The organism is Lysobacter sp. Soil_C_59, assembly GCF_057656415.1.
Genome location: NZ_JBDGKK010000004.1, coordinates 335,441 through 360,520 on the forward strand (window position 1 = coordinate 335,441; position 25,080 = coordinate 360,520).

30 protein-coding genes are annotated in these 25,080 nt (G+C 67.5%); 14 read left to right on the forward strand and 16 right to left on the reverse strand.

Annotated elements, in window-relative coordinates:
- The first annotated feature begins 54 nt into the window (after positions 1–54).
- The gene (gene bfr / locus AC3A3Q_RS10775) at positions 55–525 is read left to right on the forward strand and encodes a bacterioferritin (RefSeq protein WP_158732279.1); all 471 of its coding nucleotides are present in this window, start codon (positions 55–57) and stop codon (positions 523–525) included.
- A 156-nt stretch (positions 526–681) separates the two neighbouring features.
- On the opposite strand, the gene AC3A3Q_RS10780 is transcribed toward bfr, so the two are convergent.
- The gene (locus tag AC3A3Q_RS10780; RefSeq protein ID WP_487586251.1) at positions 682–1,263 is read right to left on the reverse strand and encodes a DUF4126 domain-containing protein; all 582 of its coding nucleotides are present in this window, start codon (positions 1,261–1,263) and stop codon (positions 682–684) included.
- A gap of 77 nt (positions 1,264–1,340) precedes the next feature.
- Between AC3A3Q_RS10780 and AC3A3Q_RS10785 the strand changes: the two genes are divergently transcribed.
- The 6 genes from AC3A3Q_RS10785 (at position 1,341) to AC3A3Q_RS10810 (ending at position 5,952) form a co-directional block, all read left to right on the forward strand.
- On the forward strand, positions 1,341–2,084 hold the full coding sequence (locus AC3A3Q_RS10785; RefSeq protein ID WP_487586252.1) for a DUF6776 family protein: 744 nt from the start codon (positions 1,341–1,343) through the stop codon (positions 2,082–2,084).
- A 71-nt stretch (positions 2,085–2,155) separates the two neighbouring features.
- The gene (locus AC3A3Q_RS10790) at positions 2,156–2,575 is read left to right on the forward strand and encodes a bactofilin family protein (RefSeq protein ID WP_487586253.1); all 420 of its coding nucleotides are present in this window, start codon (positions 2,156–2,158) and stop codon (positions 2,573–2,575) included.
- Between the two features lie 55 nt (positions 2,576–2,630).
- Positions 2,631–3,446 carry a DUF6776 family protein gene (locus AC3A3Q_RS10795; protein WP_487586254.1) on the forward strand — a complete coding sequence of 272 codons (816 nt, stop codon included), beginning with the start codon at positions 2,631–2,633 and terminating at the stop codon, positions 3,444–3,446.
- Between the two features lie 86 nt (positions 3,447–3,532).
- Complete coding sequence (gene erpA / locus AC3A3Q_RS10800; RefSeq protein WP_487586255.1) at positions 3,533–3,910, forward strand: iron-sulfur cluster insertion protein ErpA; 378 nt, start codon at positions 3,533–3,535, stop codon at positions 3,908–3,910.
- A gap of 2 nt (positions 3,911–3,912) precedes the next feature.
- The gene (gene nudC, locus AC3A3Q_RS10805) at positions 3,913–4,863 is read left to right on the forward strand and encodes an NAD(+) diphosphatase (RefSeq protein ID WP_487586342.1); all 951 of its coding nucleotides are present in this window, start codon (positions 3,913–3,915) and stop codon (positions 4,861–4,863) included.
- A gap of 126 nt (positions 4,864–4,989) precedes the next feature.
- Complete coding sequence (locus AC3A3Q_RS10810; protein ID WP_487586256.1) at positions 4,990–5,952, forward strand: hypothetical protein; 963 nt, start codon at positions 4,990–4,992, stop codon at positions 5,950–5,952.
- A 31-nt stretch (positions 5,953–5,983) separates the two neighbouring features.
- Here AC3A3Q_RS10810 and AC3A3Q_RS10815 read toward each other — a convergent pair whose 3' ends face one another.
- Positions 5,984–6,322: a CD225/dispanin family protein gene (locus tag AC3A3Q_RS10815; protein ID WP_487586257.1), complete on the reverse strand. Its 339-nt coding sequence runs from the start codon at positions 6,320–6,322 to the stop codon at positions 5,984–5,986.
- An 87-nt stretch (positions 6,323–6,409) separates the two neighbouring features.
- Positions 6,410–8,296, reverse strand: a complete 1,887-nt coding sequence (locus tag AC3A3Q_RS10820) for an MFS transporter (RefSeq protein ID WP_487586258.1) — start codon at positions 8,294–8,296, stop codon at positions 6,410–6,412.
- 181 nt (positions 8,297–8,477) lie between these two features.
- Between AC3A3Q_RS10820 and AC3A3Q_RS10825 the strand changes: the two genes are divergently transcribed.
- The 4 genes from AC3A3Q_RS10825 (at position 8,478) to AC3A3Q_RS10840 (ending at position 10,284) form a co-directional block, all read left to right on the forward strand.
- A complete protein-coding gene (locus AC3A3Q_RS10825; protein ID WP_487586259.1) occupies positions 8,478–8,750 on the forward strand; it encodes a hypothetical protein in 273 nt (90 codons plus the stop codon).
- Between the two features lie 83 nt (positions 8,751–8,833).
- On the forward strand, positions 8,834–9,187 hold the full coding sequence (locus tag AC3A3Q_RS10830) for a DUF429 domain-containing protein (protein ID WP_487586260.1): 354 nt from the start codon (positions 8,834–8,836) through the stop codon (positions 9,185–9,187).
- An 85-nt stretch (positions 9,188–9,272) separates the two neighbouring features.
- A complete protein-coding gene (locus tag AC3A3Q_RS10835; protein ID WP_487586261.1) occupies positions 9,273–9,881 on the forward strand; it encodes a nucleotidyltransferase domain-containing protein in 609 nt (202 codons plus the stop codon).
- Positions 9,829–10,284, forward strand: a complete 456-nt coding sequence (locus AC3A3Q_RS10840) for a DNA-binding protein (protein WP_487586262.1) — start codon at positions 9,829–9,831, stop codon at positions 10,282–10,284. The genes AC3A3Q_RS10835 and AC3A3Q_RS10840 overlap by 53 nt, the downstream gene beginning before the upstream one ends.
- Before the next feature lie 18 nt (positions 10,285–10,302).
- On the opposite strand, the gene purD is transcribed toward AC3A3Q_RS10840, so the two are convergent.
- From purD to prmA, 6 genes are all read right to left on the reverse strand, one after another.
- Positions 10,303–11,619, reverse strand: coding sequence for a phosphoribosylamine--glycine ligase (gene purD, locus AC3A3Q_RS10845; protein WP_487586263.1), 1,317 nt, complete (start codon positions 11,617–11,619; stop codon positions 10,303–10,305).
- A 115-nt stretch (positions 11,620–11,734) separates the two neighbouring features.
- Positions 11,735–12,232 (reverse strand): GNAT family N-acetyltransferase, encoded by a 498-nt coding sequence (locus AC3A3Q_RS10850; RefSeq protein ID WP_487586264.1) that lies wholly within the window; start codon positions 12,230–12,232, stop codon positions 11,735–11,737.
- Positions 12,233–12,373: 141 nt separating this feature from the next.
- The gene (gene purH / locus AC3A3Q_RS10855; RefSeq protein ID WP_487586265.1) at positions 12,374–13,960 is read right to left on the reverse strand and encodes a bifunctional phosphoribosylaminoimidazolecarboxamide formyltransferase/IMP cyclohydrolase; all 1,587 of its coding nucleotides are present in this window, start codon (positions 13,958–13,960) and stop codon (positions 12,374–12,376) included.
- A 98-nt stretch (positions 13,961–14,058) separates the two neighbouring features.
- Positions 14,059–14,331 (reverse strand): DNA-binding transcriptional regulator Fis, encoded by a 273-nt coding sequence (fis, locus tag AC3A3Q_RS10860; protein ID WP_158732267.1) that lies wholly within the window; start codon positions 14,329–14,331, stop codon positions 14,059–14,061.
- 136 nt (positions 14,332–14,467) lie between these two features.
- Positions 14,468–15,292, reverse strand: coding sequence for a DUF3426 domain-containing protein (locus AC3A3Q_RS10865; RefSeq protein ID WP_487586266.1), 825 nt, complete (start codon positions 15,290–15,292; stop codon positions 14,468–14,470).
- A 246-nt stretch (positions 15,293–15,538) separates the two neighbouring features.
- Positions 15,539–16,459: a 50S ribosomal protein L11 methyltransferase gene (gene prmA, locus AC3A3Q_RS10870; RefSeq protein ID WP_487586267.1), complete on the reverse strand. Its 921-nt coding sequence runs from the start codon at positions 16,457–16,459 to the stop codon at positions 15,539–15,541.
- A 276-nt stretch (positions 16,460–16,735) separates the two neighbouring features.
- Between prmA and AC3A3Q_RS10875 the strand changes: the two genes are divergently transcribed.
- Complete coding sequence (locus AC3A3Q_RS10875) at positions 16,736–17,653, forward strand: hypothetical protein (RefSeq protein WP_487586268.1); 918 nt, start codon at positions 16,736–16,738, stop codon at positions 17,651–17,653.
- Positions 17,650–18,072, forward strand: coding sequence for a hypothetical protein (locus AC3A3Q_RS10880; protein WP_487586269.1), 423 nt, complete (start codon positions 17,650–17,652; stop codon positions 18,070–18,072). Before AC3A3Q_RS10875 ends, AC3A3Q_RS10880 begins: the two co-directional genes overlap by 4 nt.
- A 123-nt stretch (positions 18,073–18,195) precedes the next feature.
- Here the strand turns inward: AC3A3Q_RS10880 and accC are convergent, their stop codons facing one another.
- From accC to cutA, 6 genes are all read right to left on the reverse strand, one after another.
- Positions 18,196–19,563: an acetyl-CoA carboxylase biotin carboxylase subunit gene (gene accC, locus AC3A3Q_RS10885; RefSeq protein WP_386702246.1), complete on the reverse strand. Its 1,368-nt coding sequence runs from the start codon at positions 19,561–19,563 to the stop codon at positions 18,196–18,198.
- 9 nt (positions 19,564–19,572) lie between these two features.
- Positions 19,573–20,043 carry an acetyl-CoA carboxylase biotin carboxyl carrier protein gene (accB, locus tag AC3A3Q_RS10890; protein ID WP_487586270.1) on the reverse strand — a complete coding sequence of 157 codons (471 nt, stop codon included), beginning with the start codon at positions 20,041–20,043 and terminating at the stop codon, positions 19,573–19,575.
- Between the two features lie 64 nt (positions 20,044–20,107).
- Positions 20,108–20,545 (reverse strand): type II 3-dehydroquinate dehydratase, encoded by a 438-nt coding sequence (aroQ, locus tag AC3A3Q_RS10895; RefSeq protein ID WP_487586271.1) that lies wholly within the window; start codon positions 20,543–20,545, stop codon positions 20,108–20,110.
- Positions 20,546–20,677: 132 nt separating this feature from the next.
- Positions 20,678–21,280 (reverse strand): TlpA family protein disulfide reductase, encoded by a 603-nt coding sequence (locus tag AC3A3Q_RS10900; protein ID WP_487586272.1) that lies wholly within the window; start codon positions 21,278–21,280, stop codon positions 20,678–20,680.
- Positions 21,280–23,688: a protein-disulfide reductase DsbD gene (locus tag AC3A3Q_RS10905; RefSeq protein WP_487586273.1), complete on the reverse strand. Its 2,409-nt coding sequence runs from the start codon at positions 23,686–23,688 to the stop codon at positions 21,280–21,282. Before AC3A3Q_RS10905 ends, AC3A3Q_RS10900 begins: the two co-directional genes overlap by 1 nt.
- The gene (cutA, locus tag AC3A3Q_RS10910) at positions 23,681–24,022 is read right to left on the reverse strand and encodes a divalent-cation tolerance protein CutA (protein WP_487586274.1); all 342 of its coding nucleotides are present in this window, start codon (positions 24,020–24,022) and stop codon (positions 23,681–23,683) included. Before cutA ends, AC3A3Q_RS10905 begins: the two co-directional genes overlap by 8 nt.
- A 132-nt stretch (positions 24,023–24,154) precedes the next feature.
- Between cutA and AC3A3Q_RS10915 the strand changes: the two genes are divergently transcribed.
- Positions 24,155–24,640 carry a hypothetical protein gene (locus AC3A3Q_RS10915; RefSeq protein WP_487586275.1) on the forward strand — a complete coding sequence of 162 codons (486 nt, stop codon included), beginning with the start codon at positions 24,155–24,157 and terminating at the stop codon, positions 24,638–24,640.
- 15 nt (positions 24,641–24,655) lie between these two features.
- Here the strand turns inward: AC3A3Q_RS10915 and AC3A3Q_RS10920 are convergent, their stop codons facing one another.
- A complete protein-coding gene (locus tag AC3A3Q_RS10920) occupies positions 24,656–25,057 on the reverse strand; it encodes a helix-turn-helix domain-containing protein (protein WP_487582411.1) in 402 nt (133 codons plus the stop codon).
- Positions 25,058–25,080 lie beyond the last annotated feature (23 nt).

A 25,080-nucleotide genomic window follows, 5' to 3' on the forward strand; every position in this document is an offset into this window, starting at 1 on the left:
CGTTTTTCGTGAACGGGGTAGAGTCCGGCCATTGCACGCACAAGGAGCCGGGCCATGAAGGGCGACGCCAAGGTCATCGAATACCTCAACAAGGCGCTCTACAACGAGCTGACCGCGATCAACCAGTACTTCCTGCACGCCAAGATGCTGAAGAACTGGGGCCTGAAGGAACTCGCCGACCACGAGTACCACGAGTCAATCGACGAGATGAAGCACGCGGACAAGTTGTCCGAGCGCATCCTCTTCCTCGACGGCCTGCCGAACTTCCAGGCACTGGGCAAGCTGCGCATCGGGGAGAACCCGCGCGAAGTACTTGCCTGCGACCTCGCGCTCGAGCTCGAGGCCCTGCCGATGCTGCGCGAGGCGATCAAGTATTGCGAGACGGTGGGCGACTACGTCAGCCGCAAGCTCTTCGCCGACATCCTCGATTCGGAAGAAGAACACGTTGACTGGATCGAAACCCAGCTGTCGCTGATCGAGCGCCTGGGCGAGCAGAACTACCTGCTGACCAAGATCGAGGAGTGAGTCGGGCGGCACGCGCCGCATCCCTCCCAGACAGTCGAACGCCGCCGGAATTCCGGCGGCGTTTTTCGTTGTGCAGCCCCTTCAAGAAGCGTCTGCTTTGAGAACAGTCCTATGTAGAGCGGCGGCGATGTCCGGTAGCTTTGCCGGATGCAACCTTCACACTGGACCGGGCCGTGGCGCACGGCGGAACAGCGTCCGCCACACCCACCACAGCAGCAGTGCCAGCACCACGCTGACCAGGACGACCAGCGACAGGGCAATCCAGGGATGGGCGAATACCAGGGCCAGTCCTCCGACGGTGGCAACGTCCTCGGTGATCGACGCGGTCCAGTTGCTGACCGGTTCGGGCGAGGTATTGAGCAGGGCGCGCGAACCGCCCTTGAGCACGTGGCTTGTCAGTGCCACTCCCGCGCCCGCAGCCAGTGCGCCAGCCCCGAGCTGGCCGTCGGGGGAGAGCGTCGCTGCCGCCAGGAACGCGCCGGCGGGGACGCGCAGCAGGGTATGCAGCAGGTCCCACCCCGAATCGACGCCGGGGATCTTGTCGGCGAAGAACTCCGCTGCCGCCAATACGCCCGACACCCCCAGCACCCAGGGCGAGGCAGTGACTTCGAGGGCCTGTGGCAGGTCGAGCCAGCCGAAAAAGCCGGCCAGACCGACACCGAACACGGTCAGGTAGACCCGGATGCCGGCGAGCCAGGCCAGGACTACACCAATTGCGAACAGGTGCGCATCCGTCACGGCTTTTACCTCGCTAGACTGTGGTCCGAGTATAGGGGCAGGGGATCCGGTGGCGCAGGCCATCGGCACGCATGCTGATGAACAAGCCGCCGCGCAAGGCGCCACCGCCGCGCTTCACCATCGTCCAGCAGCGCCCTGACCGGCGCGGGCTGATCGTCAGCGTGCTGGTCGTGGCGTGGCTGGCCTCGTTGACCGTTGCCTGGCTGGGCGCCGAACGCCGTGCCGCGCCGCGCCTGCCGGAGTTGTCGGCCCAGCTCGACGCCGCCCGCGTGCAGCTCGACCACTGGCGCGACAAGGCCGAGACGCTGGAGCAGCGCGAAGCGACTCTGGCGCGTTCGGACCAGATCAGCCGCGTTGCCAACAAGCAGGTGCAAAGCGAGCTGGCCGAGCGCGAGGAAGAGATTTCCGACCTGCGCTCCAACATCGCCTTCTACGAACGCCTGGTCGGTGCCACGGGGCAGGCCAAGGGGCTGAGCGTGCATTCGGCGCAGTTCACGCCGGAGACCGGCGGCACCTGGCGCTACCAGATCGTGCTGACGCAGAACCTCAACAAGGGCGCGATCAGCCGCGGCCAACTGCGCTTCAACGTCGAAGGCGTCCGCGACGGCAAGCTGACCTCGATTGGCTGGAACGAACTGCACCAGCGCAACGACTGGCCGGCGCAGGACTACTCGTTCCGCTACTTCCAGCAGCTCGGCGGCAGCGTCATGTTGCCGGCCGGCTTCACCCCGCAGCGGGTGCGGGTATCGCTGCACAACGGCGACGTCGCCATCGAACAGAGCCTGGGCTGGAGCCATGGCGGCACCATTGCCAGCCTCTGAATCCCGGTCCAGCAAATCCACATAGCAGCAACGGTCCGCAGGCGCGGGCCAACAACCGGAAGCACTGACTGATGTTCAAGAACAAGACGGCCGCGCAAGTTGGCCAGGTCGACACCCTGATCGGGCCGCAGGTGGTGATCCGCGGTGACCTGCATTTCAGCGGCGGTCTGTATGTCGAAGGCCGCATCATCGGCACGGTGATCGCCCAGGAAGGGCAGAAGGCAACGCTGACGCTGGCCGAGCAGGGCAGTATCGAAGGCGAAGTGCGCGCGCCGGTGGTAGTGATCAACGGGCAGCTCAGCGGCGATGTGTATGCCAGCGAGCGCGTCGAGCTGGCGGCCAAGGCCCGCGTCCAGGGCAACGTCCATTACCAGGTCGTCGAGATGCTGGCCGGATCGGTCCTGACCGGTCGACTGATCCATGCCGAGGCCCACGCCGAGGCCCGTGCCATGGCTGAAGGCCATCTGGACGCCCACGCCGCTTTGGGCTGACCGTCACAGTCAGGCGCGGTAGGCTGGTCGCCGGAACATTTCCGTGGCGACCGGCATGACCCAACCCGTTCCCGAGGCTCCACAAGATCCCCAGGCTCCCCAGGCCACCGAGCCCGGTGAACCCGCCGAGGCTGCCGCAGCCGGGGCGGCGCCGGCGTGGCCGGTCATGCAGGTGCAGACGCGCTGGGTGACCATTGCTGGCCTCGCCCTGATCCTGGCACTCGTATTCGGCGGCTGGGGCCTGTGGCGGGTGCTTTCGCCCGACCCGGGAGATCCGCGCGTGCTGCTGGAAACCAGCCAGCGGGCCGCGCGCGGCCAGCAGGCGCAGATCGACCAGTTGCAGCAGCGCGTCTCGACCCTGACCCGTTCCGACCAGATCAGCCGCGAGGCCAATCGCGACCTGCAGAGCACGCTGGCCGAGCGCGATGAAGAGGTCGCCGCATTGCGGGCCGACGTCGCCTTCTACGAACGCCTTGTCGGCAGCACCGCGCAGCGTCGGGGCCTGGCGGTGCATGCCCTGCGCCTGCAACCGCAGAACGACACCGCCTGGCATTTCACCACCACCCTGACCCAGAACCTCAATCGCGGCGCGGTCAGCACCGGCGAGCTGAGCCTCACCATCGAGGGCACGCGCGCCGGCAAGCTGCAGAAGCTGGCCTGGGGCGAGCTGCGCCAGCAGCCGGGCGCGACCGGCGTGCCGTACTCGTTCAAGTACTTCCAGCAGGTCGAAGGCGATGTGTTCCTGCCCGCGGACTTCACCCCGGTGCGGGTGAGCGTGCGCCTGGCGCCGAAGTCCGGCGCCGCGATCGAGCAGTCGTTCACCTGGGCAGAAGCCATCCGCGACATCGCCCCGGCGACCGCGGCGGAGTAACGGCCAGGCCCTCCGATACGCGTGCGGAACGCATCCAACCGCCCGCAAGGCTTGAACGCGACCGCCGCGCCCCCCATCCTGATCGCATGGAAACGTTCATCCCCATGCTCGCGACGCCGGATTACCAGTCGCTCGATCGCCCGCTGCAGTTCACTTCCGCGGCCGCCAGCAAGGTCCGCGAACTGATCGCCGAAGAAGGCAACGCGGCCCTCAAGCTGCGCGTCTACATCCAGGGCGGCGGTTGTTCGGGGTTCCAGTACGGCTTCGAATTCGACGAGCAGCAGGGCGAGGATGACCTGGCCGTGCAGACCGACGGCGTCACCCTGCTGGTCGACCCGCTGAGCCTGCAGTACCTGATGGGCGCGCAGGTCGACTACACCGAAAGCCTGCATGGCGCGCAGTTCGTGATCCGCAATCCGAACGCCAAGACCACCTGCGGCTGCGGCTCGTCGTTCGCGGTGTGAGTATCGAACCGGCACCTTTCGCCTTCGTCGAGGCGGGCGTCGATGCCGCCTGCCGCGCCGCCCTCGACCGCGCCGACCGCCTGCGCGACGACCCCGCTGCGTTGAAGGCGTCGTGGCCGCGCGCGCGCGTGGTGGTGCTCGACGAACGTGGCGATGCCTATGCCGACGACGACGGCCACTTGCTCGCGCCCTACGGCGAACAGATCAGCGAAGGCCCCGGTGGCATCGGTGCAGCCGTATTCCTTGGCCTGGATGCGCAAGGCGGTGCCTGGTTCGCACTGGAAGGCGCATTGACGTCGTTCGTGGCGCCGCGCCGGGTCGACCTTCGCAGCGCCGCCGGGCTGTGGCCCGGTTTCGAAGCCAGCGTTTTCGCCCAGGCGCGCGCGCTGCAGCATTGGCGCAGCCGCCATCGTCATTGCGGCGTATGCGGTGGCGTGGTCGCGCTGTCACGCGCAGGCTGGCAAGGCCGCTGCGAGCAGTGCGGTGCCGAACATTACCCGCGTACCGATCCGGCCGTGATCGTAGCGGTCAGTGACGGCGAGCGATTGTTGCTCGGCCGGCAGAAGTCCTGGCCGGCACGGCGCTACTCGGTGCTCGCCGGATTCGTCGAACCGGGTGAATCGCTCGAGCAGACCGTGGCGCGCGAAGTGCTCGAGGAAACCGGCGTGCGCGTGCGCACGTGCCGCTATCTGGCGTCGCAGCCATGGCCCTTCCCGGGCGCGTTGATGCTCGGCTTCAGTGCGCAGGCCGAAAGCGACGAGCCGCAGGTCGGCGACGAGCTCGAGGAAGCGCGCTGGTTCACGCGCGAGGAAGTGCTCGCGGCGCGTGCCCGCGGCGAGTGGGGCAGTGACCGCGACGATGGCCAGGGTGCGGTGCTGTCGCCCGGCATCTCGATCTCGCGATGGTTGATCGAGCAGTGGTTGCAGGCCGGCCAGACCACTCCGGCACGTTGACTCCACTGTGTTGCTAGCGTCACGAAGCCCGAAAAGGTGACCGCTGCCTCGACCATGACAGCCATTGGCGGATGATCCTAGAATCGACCGGTTAGCCGCTGTCGCGATGCCTGGAGAGCCCGATCAATGTCCGCAACCCTGATCGCCGTAGTCGTAGCGCTCGTGCTCGGCCATCTGGCGCAGTCGCTGGCGGCCTCGGTGCGCGACTACAGCTGGTATCGCAACTGGCTGCGCTGGCTCGATGCGCGCCTGTCGACCAACGAATTCTGGCGCGGGCGCTGGGGCCTGGTGATCGCGCTGGTGCCGCCGCTGCTCGCGGTCGGCCTGTTCCAGCTGGCCCTGCACGAACCGCTTTGGGGCCTGGCCGGCCTGGCGTTCGCCATTGCCGTGCTGTTCTACGCATGGGGGCCGCGCGACCTCGACCTGGACGTGGAAGCGATTGCCGGCGCAGGCGATCCGGTTTCGCGCCGCGCCGCCGCCGCGCGACTGTGGCCGGAAGGCGAAATGCCGACCACGCTGGACGGTGCATCGCTGATCGAAGCGGTATTCCGCAACGCCCAGCAGCGCTGGTTCGGCGTGTTGTTCTGGTTCCTCCTGCTCGGGCCGGTTGGCGCGCTGCTGTACCGCTTCACGGTACTGGCGGCGCAAGGCGAAGCATCGGCCGAGCTGCCTGTCGAGACGCGCCTGGGTGCGCGCAAGCTGCTGGCCCTGCTCGACTGGCCGGTGGCGCAGCTGATGACGCTGTCGCTGGCGCTGGTCGGCAATTTCGACACCGTGCTCGGCGCATGGCGCGAGGCGGGCGGTGCATCGTTCGATCTCGACCGGCCGTTCCTCGGCGCGGTGGCGCGCGCCAGCGTGAAGTGCGAGCTTGCCGACGAGGCCGAGGACTACAACGGCCATGACGGCAGGAGCGACAACGGCGGCAGCGTCGAAGTGGGCGAGGGCGGCGTGCCGGCATTGCCGGCACTACCGCCGGCGTGGTCGGCCGAACTGCCGGAACTGCGCGACGCGATGAGCCTGGTCTGGCGCAGCCTGCTGGTCTGGCTGGCGGTGCTGGCGCTGTTCGTGATCGCGGGCTGGGTCAGCTGAGCCTGCTGCAGTCCGCCGCTGGCGTGCGCCGTCATCCGTGCAACTGGATGCGCTCGAGCTCTTCCATGATCTGCTGGTACTTCGCCCAGCCGCCGCTGTAGAAGAACAGCGCGACCACGCACAAACCCAGGATGATCAGGGCCGTGGTGATCCAGCACCACACCTTCGCGCTGCTTGAGGCTTCGCTGGCACCGGCGTCGTCGCCTGCATTGAGCCTGCGATTGACCTGCGCGCCATAAACGATCGCGACGATGCCCGAGATCGTGCCGAGGATGCAGAAGACCAGCATCGAGGCGATCGTGATTCCGATCGCCCACGGAAGGTGACTGGGAAGCGCGGGCGGCGCCTGGGGCGGTGGCAGCGTGCTCATTCACAGCCCTGCGAGCGTGGTCAGGGCCGATGCTAGGCAGTCACCTGTCGTTGTGGCGTGGTGACACGGCCCTGCGGGCTGAATGGCTCAGGCCGCGTCGCCGCGCAGCTCGCGCACCCGCGCCTCCAGCATGGGCGCATCGGCCACGGCACCGTCGATGGGAGCCTCGGCGATCACCTCCACCGGCGCGCGGAACCGGCGCGGTACCCGCATGCGGCCCAGGCGTCCATCGCGGCGACTCCACATGCTCGTCCACATGTTGCGCAGGGCCATCGGCACCACCGGCACCGGGCGTCGCTCGAGGATGCGCTCGACGCCGGACTTGAACGGCGCGATCGCGCCATCGCGGGTCAGCCCGCCTTCCGGGAAGATGCCGACGATCTCGCCCTCTGCCAGCGCCGCATCGATCTCGTCGAACGCGCGCTGCATCAGTTCCGGATCCTCCTTGGCGCCGGCGATCGGAATGGCCTTGGCGGTGCGGAAGATCCAGCTCATCACCGGGATGTTGAAGATCTTGTAGTACATGACGAAGCGCACCGGCCGCGGGATGCTCGCGGCCAGGATCAGCGCGTCCATGTAGCTGACGTGGTTGCACACGATCAGCGCCGCGCCTTCGTCGGGCACGTGCTTCTCCACGCCGTGCACGCGCAGCCGGTAGAGGCCGCGCACGAGCACCCAGCTGAGGAAACGCATCAGGAACTCGGGCACGATCGTGAAGATGTAGACCGCGACCACGACATTGGCGATTGCCAGTGCCAGGAACACCTGCGGGATCGACCAGCCCAACAGGCGCTGCACCGCGATGCCGAGCCCGGCGGCCAAGACGATGAAGACCGCGTTCTGGATGTTCATGCCGGCTATGACGCGCGAGACTTCGTCGCGCGGCGTGCGGCTCTGGATCAGTGCGAACAAGGGGACGACGAAGAAGCCGGCGAACAGTCCGATGCCGACCAGGTCGATGACGATTCGCCAGCTGCCAGGCTGCGCTATGAAGGCGCCCACGGTGGACACTTGCGCCGGCGCGATGCCGCTGCGGGCGAAATACAGGTCGATCATGAAGGCGCTGATGCCGAACGCGCCCATCGGCACCAGGCCAATCTCGACCGTGCGTGCCGACAGCTTCTCGCACAGGATCGAGCCGACGCCGGTGCCGATCGAGAACAGCGCCAGGGCGAAGATGTACAGCGTGCCGCTGCCGCCAAGGTTGACCTCGGCGTAGGTCGGCAGCTGCGAGGTCAGCACGGTGCCGACGAACCAGAACCAGGACACGCCGAGGATCGCGTTGCGCACCGCCGGCTGCTTGCGGGCCATGCGCAGGATCGCGACCGACTCGGGGATCGGATTCCAGTTGATCTTCAGGTCCGGCGCACCGGCTTCGGCGCGTGGGATCGCCCGACTGACCAGGTTGCCGGCCACCGCCAGCAGGATGATGGAAGTGGCCGCCACGATCGGCCCGTGTGCACCGGCCACGGCGAAGATCAGGCCGCCGAAGATCATGCCGGCGAGGATCGAGATCGACGTGCCCATCTCGACCAGGCCGTTGCCGCCGGTGAGTTCCTCGGGCTTGAGCACCGACGGCAGGATCGAATACTTCACCGGCCCGAACAGTGTCGACTGCAGGCCAGTGCAGAACAGCGCGACCAGCAGCACGACCATGTTCTGGGTGAGGAAGCCGACCGCGGCCAGCGACATGATCACGATTTCCATCGAGGTCGTGATGCGGATCAGCCGCGACTTCTCCAGCTTCTCGGCGATCTGCCCGGCGGTGGCCGAGAACAGGAAGTACGGCAGGATGAACAACGCCGGCGCGAGGTTGGTGTAGAGCGTGCGCTGCTCCGGGCTGATGCCCAGGAAGAACAACAGGCCGATGATGGCCTGGCGGTAGACGTTGTCGTTGAAGGCACCAAACGCCTGCGTCGCGAAGAAGGGCAGGAAGCGGCGCTGCCGCAGCAGCTCGAACTGGTTGTGCGCCATGCGCTGGGGAGGCCCGATTGCGATTTGCGCGAGACTAGCAAAAGGCGGCTGCGTTCGTCCTGAGCGTGGCTGCGCAGCCGCGAAGTCGAAGGATGTGAAGGTCACGCAAAGGCGCCCGTTCCGCTCCCAGCCAGCTTCCCCCGCCTACCCTGCGGCGGACACCCTTGCAGAAGGAGGCGTCATGACCGCGGACACCAAGACCCCGCTCGAGCACGTGAACGACACCGTGCTGCAGCTCAAGGAGATGCGCCATTACTCCAAGAACAACGTCGAACTGCTGACGACACAGTGGCTGCTGTTCGATGGCGAGCTGTCCAAGCTCAAGAAGGCGCAGGCCATCGAGGACCTGATGTCGCGCCAGGCCGAGTTCCACGATGCGCTGGAAGCGGCGATCTCCGACCTGGAAGAAGTCGCGGCGAGCCTGCAGCCGCCTCCGGAAGAGGCGGCGGGTTGAGTTCACCCTCGGATCCGCCAACGGGTCTAAGCTCGCTACGCGCCAGCTTGTGACAATGTCCTGGAAGCGGAGGCATCCAATGGATGCGAAACAAAGATGCCCTGCTGACGGCCGACGCTGAACTCCAGGCGCGTGTGTACGAGATCCATCCCGAGGTGTCATTCGCTGCGCTCAACGGTGGCATCGGACTGGCCGAGCGCAAGAAGTCCGCGGGCGGCGCGGCGACAAGAATGGCGCTGCTTGGCAGAGATTTCGGTTCCGAGCGGGTGCAGGCGCTGGTCGCTGGCTGCCCTCGTCGCCTGGCAGCCACAGACGATGTCCTGGATGCACTGGTGGCACTGTGGACGGCTCAACGGATCGCGGCGGGCACTGCGGTGAGCTTGCCATCGCCTCCGCAGATGGACTCTGCCGGGTTACGCACTGCGATCCACTATTAGGCTCATCCAGCGGGCTGTCTTCGCTGACTTGTGCATATGTTGCTCATTAGGCTACATTCGTCGCCTAATGAGCAACAAGTCATCCATGGATCTGCTGTTTGGTGCCGCCCGGCAACGGGTACTGGCTCAGCTGTTGCTGCAGCCGGAGCACAGTTTCCATCTGCGCGAACTGGCGCGCCTGACTGGCAGTCATGCCGGCACCTTGGCCAGGGAGATGGACAAACTGACTGGCGCCGGGTTGATCCTGCGCACCGAACAGGGCAACCAGGTGCGCTATCAGGCCGACCGCGGCGACCCACTGTTCGAAGATCTGGCAGCGATGTTCCGCAAGACACACGGCGTGGTGCCGGTGTTGCGGGAGGCGCTCGTACAGTTGGCGCCAAAGATTCGTGTCGCGCTGATCTTTGGCTCCATGGCGCGCGGCACGCAGTCCCCAGGCAGCGATATCGACCTGCTGGTCGTGGGCGAAGCGGCTTTCGCCGATCTTGTGCAGGCACTGCATCCAGCGCAGCAATCCCTGCTGCGTGAGATCAACCCGGTCCTTTACGCAGCAGGCGAATTCCGGGCACGCGTGCAAAGTGGCGATGCATTCGTTCGTGAACTAATGGACAAGCCCAAACTGTTTCTGACAGGAGACAAGGATGACCTTGCAGAACTTGCTGACGATCAAGCGCCTTCAGGCGCACACGACTGACGCCGCCGCCATCCGCAGATTGCTGGATGCGGCGCAGCGCAACCTGGCCGACTCGCGCGTCACCGTGATTGGCGAAGACAACCGGTTCGACGCTGCTTACAAGTGCGTGATGCAGTGCGCGATGCTGGGCTTGTGGGCAAATGGTTATCGCACCGCCACCAGCCAGCCGGGACACCATCAGACCGCAATCCAGTCACTGGGTCTGACGATGGGCGTGGCAACGGCAACGATCATCGTGCTGGATGGGCTCCGCAAAGTGCGCAATCTCAGTGATTACGTAGGCGACCCGGTCACGGAAGCGGCGTTGGCCTCGTGCTTGGAAGAGGCGGATAAGTTATTGGCGCATACGCGGCTGTGGTTGGTCACTCAACATCCACAACTGTTGAGTGACACCTGTCCTTAACCGCGTCCGCGCCGAGGCTCACGCCGGCTCGCAATCGGCCGTCTCGCGCTCGATCGCGCGCCAGCCGATGTCGTGGCGATGGAACTCGCCGTGCCAGGAGATGCCGGCGATCTCGGCGTAGGCGCGACGCTGCGCGTCGAGCACGGTGTCGCCGAGTGCGCATACGCACAGCACGCGGCCGCCGGAGGTGACGACGTGCTCGCCTTCGATCTTCGTGCCGGCGTGGAAGACCTTGGTGTCGTCCAGGTCGGGCGTGTCCCATGCACCGATCACGTCGCCGACGCGCGGCGTGCCGGGATAGCCTTCGGCCGCCATCACCACGCCCAGCGACGGGCGTGGATCCCACTTCGCCGAGACTTCGTGCAGGCGTTCGTCGATCGCGGCCTCGACCAGGTCGAGCAGGTCCGACTCCAGGCGCAGCATGATCGCCTGCGTTTCCGGATCGCCGAAGCGCACGTTGAACTCGATCACCTTCGGTGCGCCGGACTTGTCGATCATCAGGCCGGCATACAGGAAGCCGGTGAACGGCACGCCGTCGCTGGCCATGCCGCGAACGGTCGGCTCGACCACCTCGCGCATGATGCGTGCGTGCACTTCGGGGGTGACCACCGGTGCCGGCGAGTACGCACCCATGCCGCCGGTGTTGGGGCCGGTGTCGCGGTCGCCGACGCGCTTGTGGTCCTGGCTGGTCGCCATGGGCAGGGCCGTGGTGCCATCGACCATCGAAATGAAGCTGGCTTCCTCGCCGTCGAGGAACTCCTCGATCACCACGCGTGCACCGGCGGCGCCGAAGGCGTAGTCCGACAGCATGTCGGTGATGGCGGCTTCGGCCTCGGCCAGGGTCATCGCCACGATCACGCCCTTGCCGGCGGCCAGGCCGTCGGCCTTGATGACGATCGGTGCGCCCCCGTTCTTCTGAGCATGGTCTTGAATGTAGTCGAGCGCGGCGTCGGCTTCGGTGAACACCGCGTAGTGCGCGGTCGGGATGCCGTGGCGGGCGAGGAAGTGCTTGGCATACGCCTTGCTGCCTTCCAGCTGCGCAGCCTGCGCGCTCGGTCCGAAGATGCGCTTGCCGGCGGCGCGGAAGCGGTCGACCACGCCGGCCACCAGCGGGCCTTCCGGGCCGACCACGGTCACCGCCACGCCTTCGCTGTCGACCAGGGCAAGCAGGCCGTCGATGTCGGTTGTGGCGACATCGACGTTGCGGCATTTCAGCTCGGCCGCCGTGCCGGCGTTGCCCGGCGCGACCAGTACTTCATCGATGCGCGGCGACTGCGCCAGTTTCCATGCCAGCGCGTGCTCGCGACCACCAGAACCGATTACGAGGACTTTCATGCGTGCTCCTGGTGTGCCGCGGCGCGGGACTGCGGATTTTACGGGACGGATGGGGTCCTGTAATGGATCAGAACGTTGTAGTCGTCCGCAATCGGCCTGATCGGCCCGGGACCCTTTATGACGCGGTGAAGCTGGCGTGGTACGTGACTTCACCTTCGGCGACGCCATCACCGAACGCCAGTGCCTGGAAGTACTCCGCCGGCACATCGCCAAAGCGCAGGCCCGGCACGTTGCGGAATCCGAAGCGCTGGTAATACTCCGGCTCTCCCAGCACGACGCAGCCCCGCGCCCCGCGCTCCGCCAGTTCGCTCAGGCCGGCACGGATGAGCGCGCCGCCGACACCGTGGTGCTGGTCCGCCGGCGTCACCGACACCGGGCCCAGGCCGTACCAGCGCTCGCTGCCGTTACCGATACGCACTGGCGAGAACGCCACATGGCCGGCGATGCGACCGTCGATGTCGGCCACCAGCGACAGGCTCAGGGCATCGTCCGCGCGCAGGGCTTCGACGATGCGCTGTTCAGTCCGGCCCGAGCCCTCCTGGTCGGCGAAGGCCGCGGCGATGACCTGGTTGATGGCCGTGTGGTCGGCCTGCGTTTCGGTTCTTATCCACATGGCACTTTGCGCCTGGTTGTTTCGGCGGAGTGTGCCGCAGCGGCGGTTACGACGCGGTCAGGACGCCGCAACGCATGATCCCGGCTTGCGCCGGGATCATGGAGTACCGCTTCCGCCGCGGGCGCCGTCCGTAGTCAGCGATCAGTGGCGGAAATGGCGCACGCCGGTAAAGACCATGGCGATGCCGTGCTCATCGGCGGCGGCGATGACTTCACCGTCGCGCATCGAGCCACCTGGCTGGATCACGGCCTTGATGCCGGCCGCGGCTGCGGCATCGATGCCGTCGCGGAACGGGAAGAACGCATCCGACGCCATCACCGAGCCGGGCACGACCAGCCCGGCTTCCTCGGCCTTGAGCGCGGCGATCTTCGCGCTGACCACGCGGCTCATCTGGCCGGCGCCGATGCCGATGCTGCGATGGTCCTTCGCGTAGACAATCGCGTTGGACTTGACGAACTTGGCGATGCGCCAGGCGAACAGCAGGTCGTCGAACTGCGCCGCGGTCGGCACCAGCTTGCTGACGACCTTGAGTTCGTCGCGGCCGACCTCGCGGATGTCGCTGGTCTGCATCAGCAGGCCCGAGCCGACGCGCTTGATGTCGAAATTGTTGCGGCCCTCGCCGTGCGGAATGCGCAGGACGCGCACGTTGGCCTTCTTGCGGGCGTAGTCGAGCGCGCCGTCCTCGTAGTCCGGGGCGATCAGCACCTCGACGAACTGGCGATCGAGGATGGCCTTGGCGGTGGCTGCGTCGAGCGTGCGATTGAAGGCGATGATGCCGCCGAAGGCGGACGTCGGATCGGTCGCGTAAGCCAGCTCATAGGCATCGCCGCAGGCGACGCCCTGGGCCACGCCGCAGGGATTGGCGTGCTTGACGATCACGCAGGCCGGGTGCTCGAACTGGCGCACGCATTCCCACGCGGCGTCGGCATCGGCGAGGTTGTTGAAGCTCAGTTCCTTGCCCTGCAGCTGGGTGAACGTCGCCAGCGTGCCCGGCACCGGATACAGGTCGCGGTAGAACGCGCCGTGCTGGTGCGGGTTCTCGCCGTAGCGCAGGTCCATGACCTTGACGAAGTTGCTGTTCTGCTGCGCCGGGAACAGCGCGCGGCTGCCATCGGCCTGCAATGCCGAAAGGTAGTCGCTGATGCAGGCGTCGTACTGGGCGACGCGGTTGAACGCGGCCACCGACAGGGAGAAGCGCGTGGCCGCGGCGAGTGCGCCGTCGTTGCCCTGCAGTTCGCTGATGATTCCGGCGTATTGCGCCGGATCGGTGGCAATGGCGACGCGGGCGAAATTCTTTGCCGCCGAACGCAGCATCGCCGGGCCGCCGATGTCGATGTTCTCGACGATGTCTTCCATGGTGCTGGCCGGGTCCGCCGAGACTTTCTCGAACGGATACAGGTTCAGCACCAGCAGGTCGATCGCGCCGATGCCGTGCTCGGCCATCACCGCGTCATCCGTGCCGGCGCGACCGAGCAGACCGCCATGCACCAGCGGGTGCAGGGTCTTGACCCGGCCGTCCATCATTTCCGGGAAGCCGGTGACGTCCGAAACGTCCTTGACTGCCAGTCCGGCCTCGCGGATGGCCTTGGCGGTGCCGCCGGTGGACAGCAGCTCCACGCCGTGGGCGGCCAGCGCCTGGGCAAGTTCGATCAGGCCGGTCTTGTCGGACACGGACAGCAGCGCGCGGCGGATCTTCACCGGCGAGGCGGGCAAACGCTCGGAAGTCATGTGGGGAGGGGGACGGCGACGGGAGCCGGGAATTATACCGGGACCGGGTCGGTCACCGCCGCAGCGGCCGGTGTAGCGGCCGCAGCGGCCTGCGCAGGTCAGTCGAGGCCGTACTCGCGCAGCTTCTTGCGTAGCGTGGCGCGGTGGATGCCGAGCATCGACGCGGCGCGGCTCTGGTTGCCGTCGCAGTGCTGCAGCACTTCGATGAAAAGCGGGATCTCGAGCTCGCGCAATGCGATCTCGTAGAGGTTCTCGGTCTCGCTGCCGTCAAGGTCGCCGAGGAAGCGGCGGATCGACGTCGCGACATGATCGCGCAACGGTACGCGCGGTGCGCTACGTGCGGAGTCGGTTCGGTCGGCGGCTGCGTTCAACATGATCCCCAGGGTGTACGCGTTGCTTCGGTGTTTTGCAGGTGCTGTGGCGGTGCCATCGGTCCGGGCAGGGGATCCGACGGGAAGCGGAGTCTAGCGCGGGCCCGTCGCAGGCGACAATGTGATGGCTCGCCCTTCATCGGAAGTCGAAGGTAAACGCGACAATTCGCGGCGCCGGTTCGATCACCTCCAGCGTCACGGTCGCGCTCTGTCCGGGCAGCAACACGTCGGTGGCCTTTTGGTCGGGACGGTACTCGCCAGGGGTGAACGCGCGCTGTCCGGCCAACCGGCCGTCGACATCGGACAGGCCGAGCAGCAGCGTCGGCCACGGCTGCGGCCAGTGCGCGTCGTTGCGGAAACTCGCTTCCACGGCGAGCACGCCAGTACTGCCGGGTTTGGCCCGCACGTTGCGCTGGATCATCGTGAACGCCGCAGGTTCATGCCAGGGCGGCAAGTCGCAGCCGGCGACGGTGCACAGCGCTGAAACATAGGGGCGCCAGCGTGCATCGGCGGCCAGCTCGCGGCGCTGCGCGAGCATCAGTTGCAAGCCCAGCAGCAGCACCAGCCCGGCCAGCCCCGCGTACCAGCGCCAGTGCAGGCGTGCGTTATCGGTAGCGCGATCGCGACTGGCGAAACTGGGTTCACCCTTGCGACGCGGACGCGCACCACGGCGTTGCCGCCGGGGCGCGGCCGGACGGATCGCGGCGGCCTCGATGGCCTGTTCAAACGTCGGCGTCGCGTCGCCTTCGTTAGCGTGTGCGCCTTCGGTCGTGTCGGCTGCAGGCGCGTCGGCTGCCGCTTGCTCGACGACTGCGTCGGCTTGCAGCGGTTCGGTAGATGCCGGTGGCGTTGCTTCCGTTACCGCAGTAACGGCGCTTGCGTCATCGGCACGTTGTTCGACGGCGGGTGCATCTTCTGCCGCGATCTCTTCGTCGCCGATCACGTCGGCAGACTCGACCATGCCCTCACAACGCGGGCACCGCTGCGATGCGCGATCGCGTGTGGCGATCAGCGCAACCAGGAATCCGCAATGAGGGCACGGGACGAACATGGTGTGAGTCGGGTTGAAGCCGCGTGAGTCGGGTTGGAGCGGGGTGGCAGTGAGGCGAGGGCAACGGACCGGCAGGCATCGCCCGGCCGTTGGCCATGCTCGTGCCCGTAGTTCGATTCGGTGAATCCCCGGTCGTATTCAAGCACGTCGACGCGGTCAGCGGCGACGTACGCCTGTGACGCGGATCCAGTCTTCGAGTCGATCGGCCTGCAGCGAGTCGAAATCGGCTGAGTAGCGCGCGATCACCTCGTCCTCCTGGCCAGCAAGGATCCCCGACATGGCGATGCGGCCACCGGGCGCGACCCGCGCCGCCAGGGTGTCGGCCAGCGCCACCAGGGCCGAGGCGAGGATGTTGGCGACCACGACCGGATAGGTCGCGGCGGGCTCCTGGTCGGGCATCCAGGCCTGCAGTCGCTCACCCACCCCGTTGCGCTCGGCGTTGTCGGCAGTGGCAATCAGGGCCTGGGGGTCGTTGTCGACGCCGATGGCCTGCGCGGCGCCAAGCTTGAGCGCGGCCAGGGCCAGGATGCCCGACCCGCAGCCGAAGTCGAGGACACGGGCGCCGGCAAGGGTGCCTTCGCTGGCGAGCTGGTCCAGCCACTGCAGGCACAGCGCGGTGGTCGGGTGCGTGCCCGAGCCGAAGGCCAGGCCCGGGTCGAGGCGGACGACCGCCGCATCGGCGGCGTCGGCGCCTGCGGGCAGGTCATGGTTCCACGGCACGATCCAGGTGCGCGTGCCGAACTGCAGCGGTTCGTACTGGTCCATCCAGGCCCGTTCCCAATCCTGGTCGGCGACGTCGCGGAAACTGGCGCGGGACCAGTCCAGGTCTTCGTCGGCGGCGCTCAGGGCGTACAGCAGCAGTTCCTGCGGCGTGCCGCCTTCGAACAGGGCCGTCAGCGTCAACTCGTGCCACAGCGGGGTCTGGCCGACACCCGGCTCGAAGATCGCCTGCTCGTCCGGGGCGTCGGCGTGGGCGTCGGCGAGGGTGACCGCGAGGGCGCCGACGTTCTCCAGCGCGCGCTCGTAGCGCGGCTGCTGGACTTCGGTACAGGGCACGGTGAGTTCGAGGTAAGGCATGGCGGCGGGCGCGACGGACCGCGCAGGGACAAGGGGGCGGCCATGTTGCGGGGTGGGGCGGTCGGCGTAAAGCGAGCGGGTCGTGCCTTGCGGCGGCGGCACGCCCCGTCCGGGCCGGCCCGTTCAGTCAGACCGCACGCTGTGGCGGCGGCCTCATGCCCTAGAATGGCCGCCTTATTCGCCGAAACCGGCTGTATGCGGATGTCCGACACGCTGGAAACAGGATTCAGAGCGCGACCCCATGCGGGATCGAGCACGCGTGCGCGCGTCTCGGTCGTGCTGGTTGCGCTTTCGATCCTGTTCGTGGCGGGTGCGGCATGGGTTCGCAACAACCGTTCCGATGCAGGCGCAAGCGGCATCCTGCAACTGGGCGCGGTGGATGCGGCGATCGCGGAACAGTCCATTGGCGGCGACATGCCACCTTCGCAGGCGATCTCGGTGGCGCCCGTTGCCAGGCACGTGCCGCAGATCCGCGTCGAGTTTGAACGCAGCGACGACCTCTTTGCGTACATGCAATCCCTCGAGCCGGCAGTGCGCCAGGGCGACGCCGACGCGAAGTGGATGGTCAGTCGCGTCTACGACTACTGCTCCGGGTATGCCATGGCGCCGGCCGCGTATGCGCGCGACACCCAGGTCATCCGCGAGATGGCGATGCGCGGATCACCGGCAATGGCCGCGGCGCGCGAACGTGTCAGTCACCGTTGCTCGCGGTTCGTGCCGCAGGACGACCTTTCGCCGCGCATGATCGTGGTCAAGCGCACCGAAGCGGCCGAAGCGGGCAGCCTGGCCGCCGAGGCTTCGCTGCTTGCCACCGGCAAACCGGTCAAGCAAGGCGAGGACTACGCACGCGACCTGGTCGAGCGCGTACAGGAATCAAAGGATCCCGATGCCTATTCGGCGCTGTCGCCGGGCATGGGAATTGCCTCCAGCGGTCGTGTGTCGATGACCGACCAGGTCGCCGGAACCCAGTTCTCCGAACTGGCCTGGCAGCTGGCGGCATGCAGGCTCGGCCTCGACTGCGGGCCGCAGAGCTCGTTGATGACGTCTTACTGCGCCAACGGCGGGATCTGTTCGACAGACCCGTCCCAGGATTTCACCAGTTTCGTATACGACGCCGCGATTCCGCGCCAAGGCGTCGATGTGGTCAATGCAATGGTCGACTCGCTAATGCGCGAGAAGAGGAAAGGACAATGATGAAGCTTGGATTCGGCGACAAGGCGCGCCGGTACTTCTGGGTGCTGCTGTTCGCCACCTATTCGGTGTCGGCGGCTGGCGTGGTGATTGACGTGCTTGGCGACGAGTACCGGCACCTGTCCCAGGTGGCGGTGACCACGGTCGACGCCGATGAGGACGTGCGCATGTCCGGCGCAGCCCAGGTGGCGGCGGTCTATCGCGCCAGCAGCGGCGCACCGTTCTCGACCCTGCCGCCGGGCAGCACGTTCAAGATGGTCTGGCCCGATGGTTCCAGCGAGTACGTGATGATCGTCAGTCCGTCCTCGAACGTGGGCGTCGAGTCGATTCCGGGCAGTGCGCAGAAGGCGCCGGCATCGGGCAAGGACGCCGTGGACAACGATGCCTCGGCCGATGCGTCCTCCATCGTGGGCGCGCGCTGAACTGACCATCGCCCCCGGCGAACGCCGGGACCCAGGCTGGCCTCCTCTCCGGCCTGGCAAGCATCCGCGAATGAAAAACGGCGCCCAGGGGCGCCGTTTTTCTTTGCCGCGCCGCAGCGCCGATCAAACGATCGACAGCGCCTTTTCCTTCTGTTCCTTCAAGCGCTTTTCCAGGTAGTGGATGTTCATCCCACCTTGCTGGAAACCGGCGTCCGACATGATCCGCTGCTGCAGCGGCACGTTGGTCTTGATGCCGTCGACGACCATCTCGCTCAGCGCCACGCGCATGCGCGCGATCGCGGTCTCGCGATCCGGGCCGTGCACGATCAGCTTGCCAATCATGGAGTCGTAGTTCGGCGGCACGCGATAGCCTTCGTAGATGTGGCTGTCGACGCGCACGCCCGGGCCGCCGGGGGCATGGAAGTGCTGGATCAGGCCCGGGAACGGCATGAACGTCTCCGGATCCTCGGCGTTGATGCGGCACTCGATCGCGTGGCCTTCCAGCACCACGTCGCTCTGCTTGATGGCGAGCTTGTGGCCGGCGGCGATGTTGAGCTGCTCGCGCACCAGGTCGATGCCGGTGACCATTTCAGTGACCGGATGCTCCACCTGGATGCGGGTGTTCATCTCGATGAAGTAGAAGCGGCCGTTCTCGTAAAGGAACTCGAACGTGCCGGCGCCGCGATAACCGATGCGCAGGCAGGCCTCGACGCAGACCTTGCCGATCTCGGCGCGCTGCTCGGGCGTGATGCCCGGAGCCGGCGCTTCTTCGACCACCTTCTGGTGGCGGCGCTGCATCGAGCAGTCGCGCTCGCCCAGGTGGATGGCGTTGCCCTGGCCGTCGGCGAGCACCTGGATCTCCACGTGGCGCGGGTTCTCCAGGAACTTCTCCATGTAGACCATGTCGTTGCCGAACGCGGCCTTGGCTTCGGACTTGGTGGTCTGGATGGCCACGGTCAGGTGCGCTTCGGTGTGGACCACGCGCATGCCGCGACCGCCACCGCCACCGGCGGCCTTGACGATGACCGGGTAGCCGATCTCGCGCGCGATCTTGACGTTGGTCGCCGGGTCGTCGCCGAGCGGACCACCGCTGCCGGGCACACAAGGCACGCCGGCGGCCTTCATCGCACGGATGGCTTCGACCTTGTCGCCCATCAGGCGGATCGTGTCGGCCTTCGGCCCGATGAAGATGAAGCCCGACTGCTCCACGCGCTCGGCGAAGTCGGCGTTCTCCGACAGGAAGCCGTAACCCGGGTGGATGGCCTGGGCGTCGGTGACCTCGGCGGCAGCAATAATTTGCGCCATGTTGAGGTAGCTGTCCGTCGACGGCGCCGGGCCGATGCAGACCGACTCGTCGGCCATTGCGACGTGCTTGAGGTTGCGGTCGACGGTGGAATGCACCGCGACCGTACGGATGCCCAGCGCGTGGCACGCGCGCAGGATGCGCAGCGCGATCTCACCGCGGTTGGCAATTACGACTTTATCGAGCATGGGCTGATCTCAACCGATGACGAACAGCGGCTGGTCGAACTCGATCGGCTGGCCGTTCTCGACCATCACCTTCAGCACGGTGCCGGCGACGTCGGCCTCGATCGGGTTGAACATCTTCATCGCTTCGATGATGCCCAGGGTATCGCCGGCCTTGACCGCCTGGCCGATGGTGACGAACGCCGGCTTGTCCGGCGAGGGCGAACCGTAGAACGTGCCGACCATCGGCGCGCGCACGACATGGCCCTCGGGCAGGTCGGCCTGCGGCTTGGCGTGGCCGCCGGTGGCGGCTTCGGTCGGGCCATGCATCGGCATCACCGGCGCATGGGCGACCGGGGCGGCGTGCATGACCGGCGCGGCCACGGCGACGCCGCGCGGCGTGCGGGCGAGGCGGACGGACTCTTCGCCTTCCTTGATCTCGATCTCGGCGAGGTTGGACTCCTCGAGCAGGTCGATGAGTTTCTTGATTTTGCGCAGGTCCATGGTGGGCCTCAGGGTCGTTGATGGTGGTCGTCCCGAAAAACGGGGCGACGGTCTTGAAGGGAAATCAGGCCAGACGCTTGAGCGCGGCGTCGAGGGCGTAGCGGTAGCTGTCGGCGCCGAAGCCGCAGACCACGCCGACGGCGAGGTCGCTGAAGTAGCTGGTGTGGCGGAATGGTTCGCGCCGGTGCGGGTTGGACAGGTGCACTTCGTAGAAGGGAATGGCGACTGCCGCCAGGGCGTCGCGGATGGCCACGCTGGTGTGGGTGAACGCTGCCGGGTTGATCAGGACAAGCGCCGTGCCGTCCTCGCGGGCGGCCTGGATGCGGTCCACCAGGGCATGCTCGGCGTTGGCTTGCAGGCTGTCGTAGGCGTGGCCGGCCGCTTCGGTGCGCTGGCGCAGGTCGGCGTCGATGTCTGCCAGGGTGGCGTGGCCATACACCTCCGGCTCGCGGCTGCCGAGCAGGTTGAGGTTGGGGCCGTGCAGAACCAACAACTTCGCCATGGCGGACCCGCGATGCTCCTTACGAACTGCCTCAAAGGCGGGCAGTGTGCGCGATGCCGGACGGGGTGTCCAGACGTTCGCTACCGTATCGAAGAAGTTGCCGGGATTTAAGCAGTTGTTTGAGTGGTCGCTCTAATTTGCGACCCAGTCATCGATTTCGCCGTGCGCGAACGGGCCGATCTTCTGCTTCAGCAGGCGCCCGTCGGCGGAAACCAGCACGGTATAGGGCAAAACGCCCTTGGCATTGCCCAGTTGCACGCCGGCGTCGCGCGGGCCGGCCTGGTCGAGCAGGATCGGGTAGCGGACCGGAATGCGCTGCAGGAACGCCCGCACGGAGGTGGCGTCATCCAGCGCGATGCCGACCACTTGCGTGCCGTTGGGGCCCTGGCTGGCCGCAAAGCGGTCGAGCTCGGGCATTTCCTCGATGCACGGGCCGCACCAGCTCGCCCACAGGTTGATCAAGAGGGGGCGGCCGGAATAATCGGCCGGAATCCGCACCGGCGCGCTGTCGAGCCCCGGCAGTTGCAGGGCCGGGATCGTTTCGCCGCGACGGGCAACCGCCAGGCCGGCCGGCGGGGCCGGCGCGCTGGCGTCCATCACGGTCTGCAGGGCGCGCTGGCCGACCTCGCTGCGCAACAGCGGCCCGGGACCGTTCGACCAGAGCCCGGCGAGGACGCCGAGCGTGCCGGCGGCCACGGCGACCAGCAGGATCTTGCCGGTGGCGCCCAGTGCCATCAGCGGCTGGCCTTGCCGATGCGCTCGACGAAGGGGCCGGCCGCTTCGAAGCCGAACAGGCGCAGGTTGCGGCGCTCGTTGCCATCGACGTAATACAAGGTCGCTGGCGGCCCGATGATGCCCAACTGCTTCATCAGGGCCTGGTCGACATCGTCATTGGCGGTGACGTCGGCCTTGAGCAGGACGAAGCCGGACAGTGCCGCATGCACGGACGCCTCGGGGAAGGTGTACTTCTCCATCTCCTTGCAGGCCACGCACCAGTCGGCATAGAAGTCGAGCATGACCGGCTTGCCGGCAGCCTTGGCCGCGCCGACCTCGCGCTGGAGATCGGCCAATGACTTGATCTTGCGGAACGGAAGTTCAGCCGCGTGCGCAGTGTTGCCACCGCGCAGGCCGGCCAGCGGTCGCAGTGGATCGATGCCGCCGGCCATCGCGCCGACCAGTTGCGTCGCGCCGACCACGCCCAGCAGCAGCGCCGTCGTCCAGCCGAGCACGCGCACGCCGTAGCGCTGCGCCGCCTTGATTGCCACCGCGATCGTGGCCGCCGCTGCCAGCAACAGCACGCCCCACAGCGCCAGCGTCGCCGCACCGGGTACGACGCGCGACAGCATCCATACCGCCAGGCCGAGGAAGATGAAGCCGAACGCGCGCTGCACCGCCACCATCCACGGGCCGCTGGTCGGCAGCCCCTTGCCGGCGGCGACGCCGAAGGCGAGCAGCGGCACGCCCATGCCCATCGCCAGCAGGAACAGTGCGGCACCGCCGAACACCGGATCCTGCGTCTGGCCGATGTAGAGCACGCCCGCCGCCAGGGGCGGTGCCACGCACGGGCCGACGATCAGCGCCGACAGCGCACCCATCACGGCCACGCCGGCCCACGAACCACCGCGCTGGTGGTCGCTCATCGAGCCGAGCTTGTTGCGCAGGCCGGCCGGCAGCTGCAGTTCGTACAGTCCGAAACTCGACAGCGCCAGCGCAACGAACAGAAGTGCAAACGCACCGATCACCCACGGATTCTGGAAGGCGATCTGCAGGTTGGCGCCGACCAGGCCGGCAATCACGCCGGCGACGGTGAACACCAGTGCGCTCGCCAGCACGTAGACGAAGGACAGCGCGAATGCGCGACGCGCGCCCAGGCCCGGGCCGTGTCCGGCGATCAGCCCGGACAGGATCGGGATCATCGGCAGCACGCACGGCGTGAACGAAAGCAGCAGGCCGAAGCCGAAGAAGCTCGCCAGCGCCCACCAGCGGTTGGGACCGGCCAGCGATGCGGCCAGGCGGCTGTCTTCGGCGAGGTCGGCGGACTTCACGTCAGTGGTCGACCCATCCCCACCCAACCCTCCCCTTGAAGGGGAGGGCTCAACGGCAGGAGCGTCGGCGCTTTGCTCCCTCCCCTTCAAGGGGAGGGCCGGGGAGGGGATGGGTTGCGCATCAGCGGCAGCCGTCCCCACCACACCAGCAGGAAGCGCAACCTCCACCGTCCGCGTCATCGGCGGATAGCAGATGCCATCGGTCTGGCAGCCCTGGAAACCTGCGGTCAGGCGCACCGTGGCCGCATCGGTCTTGCCGCGCGCCAGTGCGACCGGCAATTCGACCTGGTCGAAATAGACCACCACGTTGCCGAAGTGCTCATCGCGGTGGGCAACGCCCTGCGGCCAGCGCGGTTTGCCCAGGGTGATGCCCGCCTTCGTCGCGGCGTCATCCAGGCGCAGCGTGGTCTTGTCGCGGTACAGGTAATAGCCCGGCGCCGGAGTGAAGCGCAGCAGCAGCGTGTTGCCGTCGCCGGAAATTGCTTCGAAGCCGAAGGCCTGCTCCGGCGGCAGCGGCAAGGCATCAGTGGCGCCGGCCTTGCCAGCCAGCAGGCCGCCGCCCAGCGGTGCGGCGCCGCGCGCAGGACCGAAGGCGACAGCCGGTTGCGTGGTCGCCGCACTTGCCTCGGGAAGGGTGACGCTGAGGCTGCGAGTCTGCGGTGGATAGCAGATGCCGGCGTCGGCGCAGCCCTGGTAACGCACCTTCAGGGTGACCTGGCGCGCGCCGCCCTGTGCCTGGCCCGGCAGCACCGCGGTGAGTGCCTGGCGGTAGGTCTCGACCCGGCCGAAGAACTCGTCTTCGTGCGCCTTGCCCTGCGGCAGCTGCAGCGGCTGTGCGGCAAAAGTGGCATCGGACTGCACCGCAACGCGGTGCTTGTACAGGTAGTAGCCGTCGGCGATGCGCCAATGGATCTCGATCCGGTCGCCGGTGGGCGCCTGTGCGCGCAAGGCGAACGCCTCGTCTACCGGCAGCAGGTCGTCGGGATTGATCGCCGCATGCGCGGGCGTGGCAGCGAGGCCGGACGCGACGAATGCCGCCGCGGTCATGGCCAGGGTCAGCAGCGCGCCGCGCAGGCGCAATGAAATGGATTCAGTCATCTTTTCGGGTCTGTTCGGCCACCCACTGCAGGTAGGGGGCAAGGCCGCCAACGGCTTCGACCGCGACCGCCTCCGGCAGTTCATAGGAATGCAGCGCCTGCAGTCGCGCGATCAGCGCGTCCTGGCGGTCGGCGGTGGTCTTGATCAGCAGCAGGACTTCGTCGGCCTGCTCGATCGCCCCCTGCCAGCGGTACGTCGACGACACCCCTGGCAGCACGTTGACGCACGCGGCCAGGCGCTCGCCGACCAGGGCCCTGGCGATGGCGTCGGCGCTTTGCGGATCGGCGCAGGTGCTGAGGACCAGCCGTACGGGCGAGGCGGGGGACGGGGTCATGAGGGGCGCAAGTGTAGCCGCCGCCCCGCGCACGGGCGAATCGCCGCTGCTGGGACGCAGGGTTGCGCAGGCCGGCGGCGGATGACGTAGGCTGCCGGCGCCGGCCCGGTCCGGCAGCCTGCAGGAGGTTCGATGTCGCTTCGCCATTGCTTACAGACCACCCTTGCCGCCAGGGCCATCCTCGCCCTGGGCCTGGTATCCGTGGTGCCGGCCGCCGCGGCCGCGCAGGCGGCGCCGGCGTTCGGCATCAACGTCCACGCCGCCTGCCACCTGTCCGCCGGTGCGACGTCGCGCCTGCTCGCGGACCTGAGCTGCGAAAGCGCCATGAGCTGCTGGGGCGAGCCGGACGCGATCACGCTGATCGACGCGGCTTCAGGCGAGGCGGTAGCGAGCTCGCCGGGTGAGCTGCTCTATGTCGATTCCGGCGGCAAGGTGCTGACCGATCCGCCGATGCAGGGCACGATCCGCGCGATCTGGGCGACGGCCATCGCGGCACCGCCCGCACCGGCGAAGTTGCAGCTGGCTGTCGACGGCGTCGCCGCCACCGCGGCGTTCGAGCCGGCGGCCGATTGCGCGGCATTGCCGGCAGGCGCGGTGAAGCGGCTTTCCGGCGGCTGAGCCGGAAGCAGGTTTCTACATGGAGGCGGGCTTGCCGCGTCCGCGTCCGGTGCGCAGTTGCGCCAGCTGTTCCACCACCTCCACCAGCGGCGCCTTCGAGCGCGTCGGCGCTTCGCGGAACGCGGCCAGCAACCGCAACTCCAGCGGGTCGTCGACCAGCAGCGCGTCCGCGGCCGCGACCGAGTCCAGCGCGGTGTCCGCCGACAGGCTCATCGTGCCGCGGCCGGTGGCCAGCCATTCGAACTGCACGCCGGTCACCATCGCGATCTCGCGCAGGTGCGCCACGCTCGGATACTTGCCGCGTGCCGCCTCCCAATGGCCGACCGCGCTGCGTTGCACGCCGACCGCCGCGCCCAGGGCGGCCTGGGACAGGCCGCAATGGCGTCGGGCCAAGCGGATTCGCTGCTGGGGTGTCATGTGGCCTCCGACCTTGGATACCG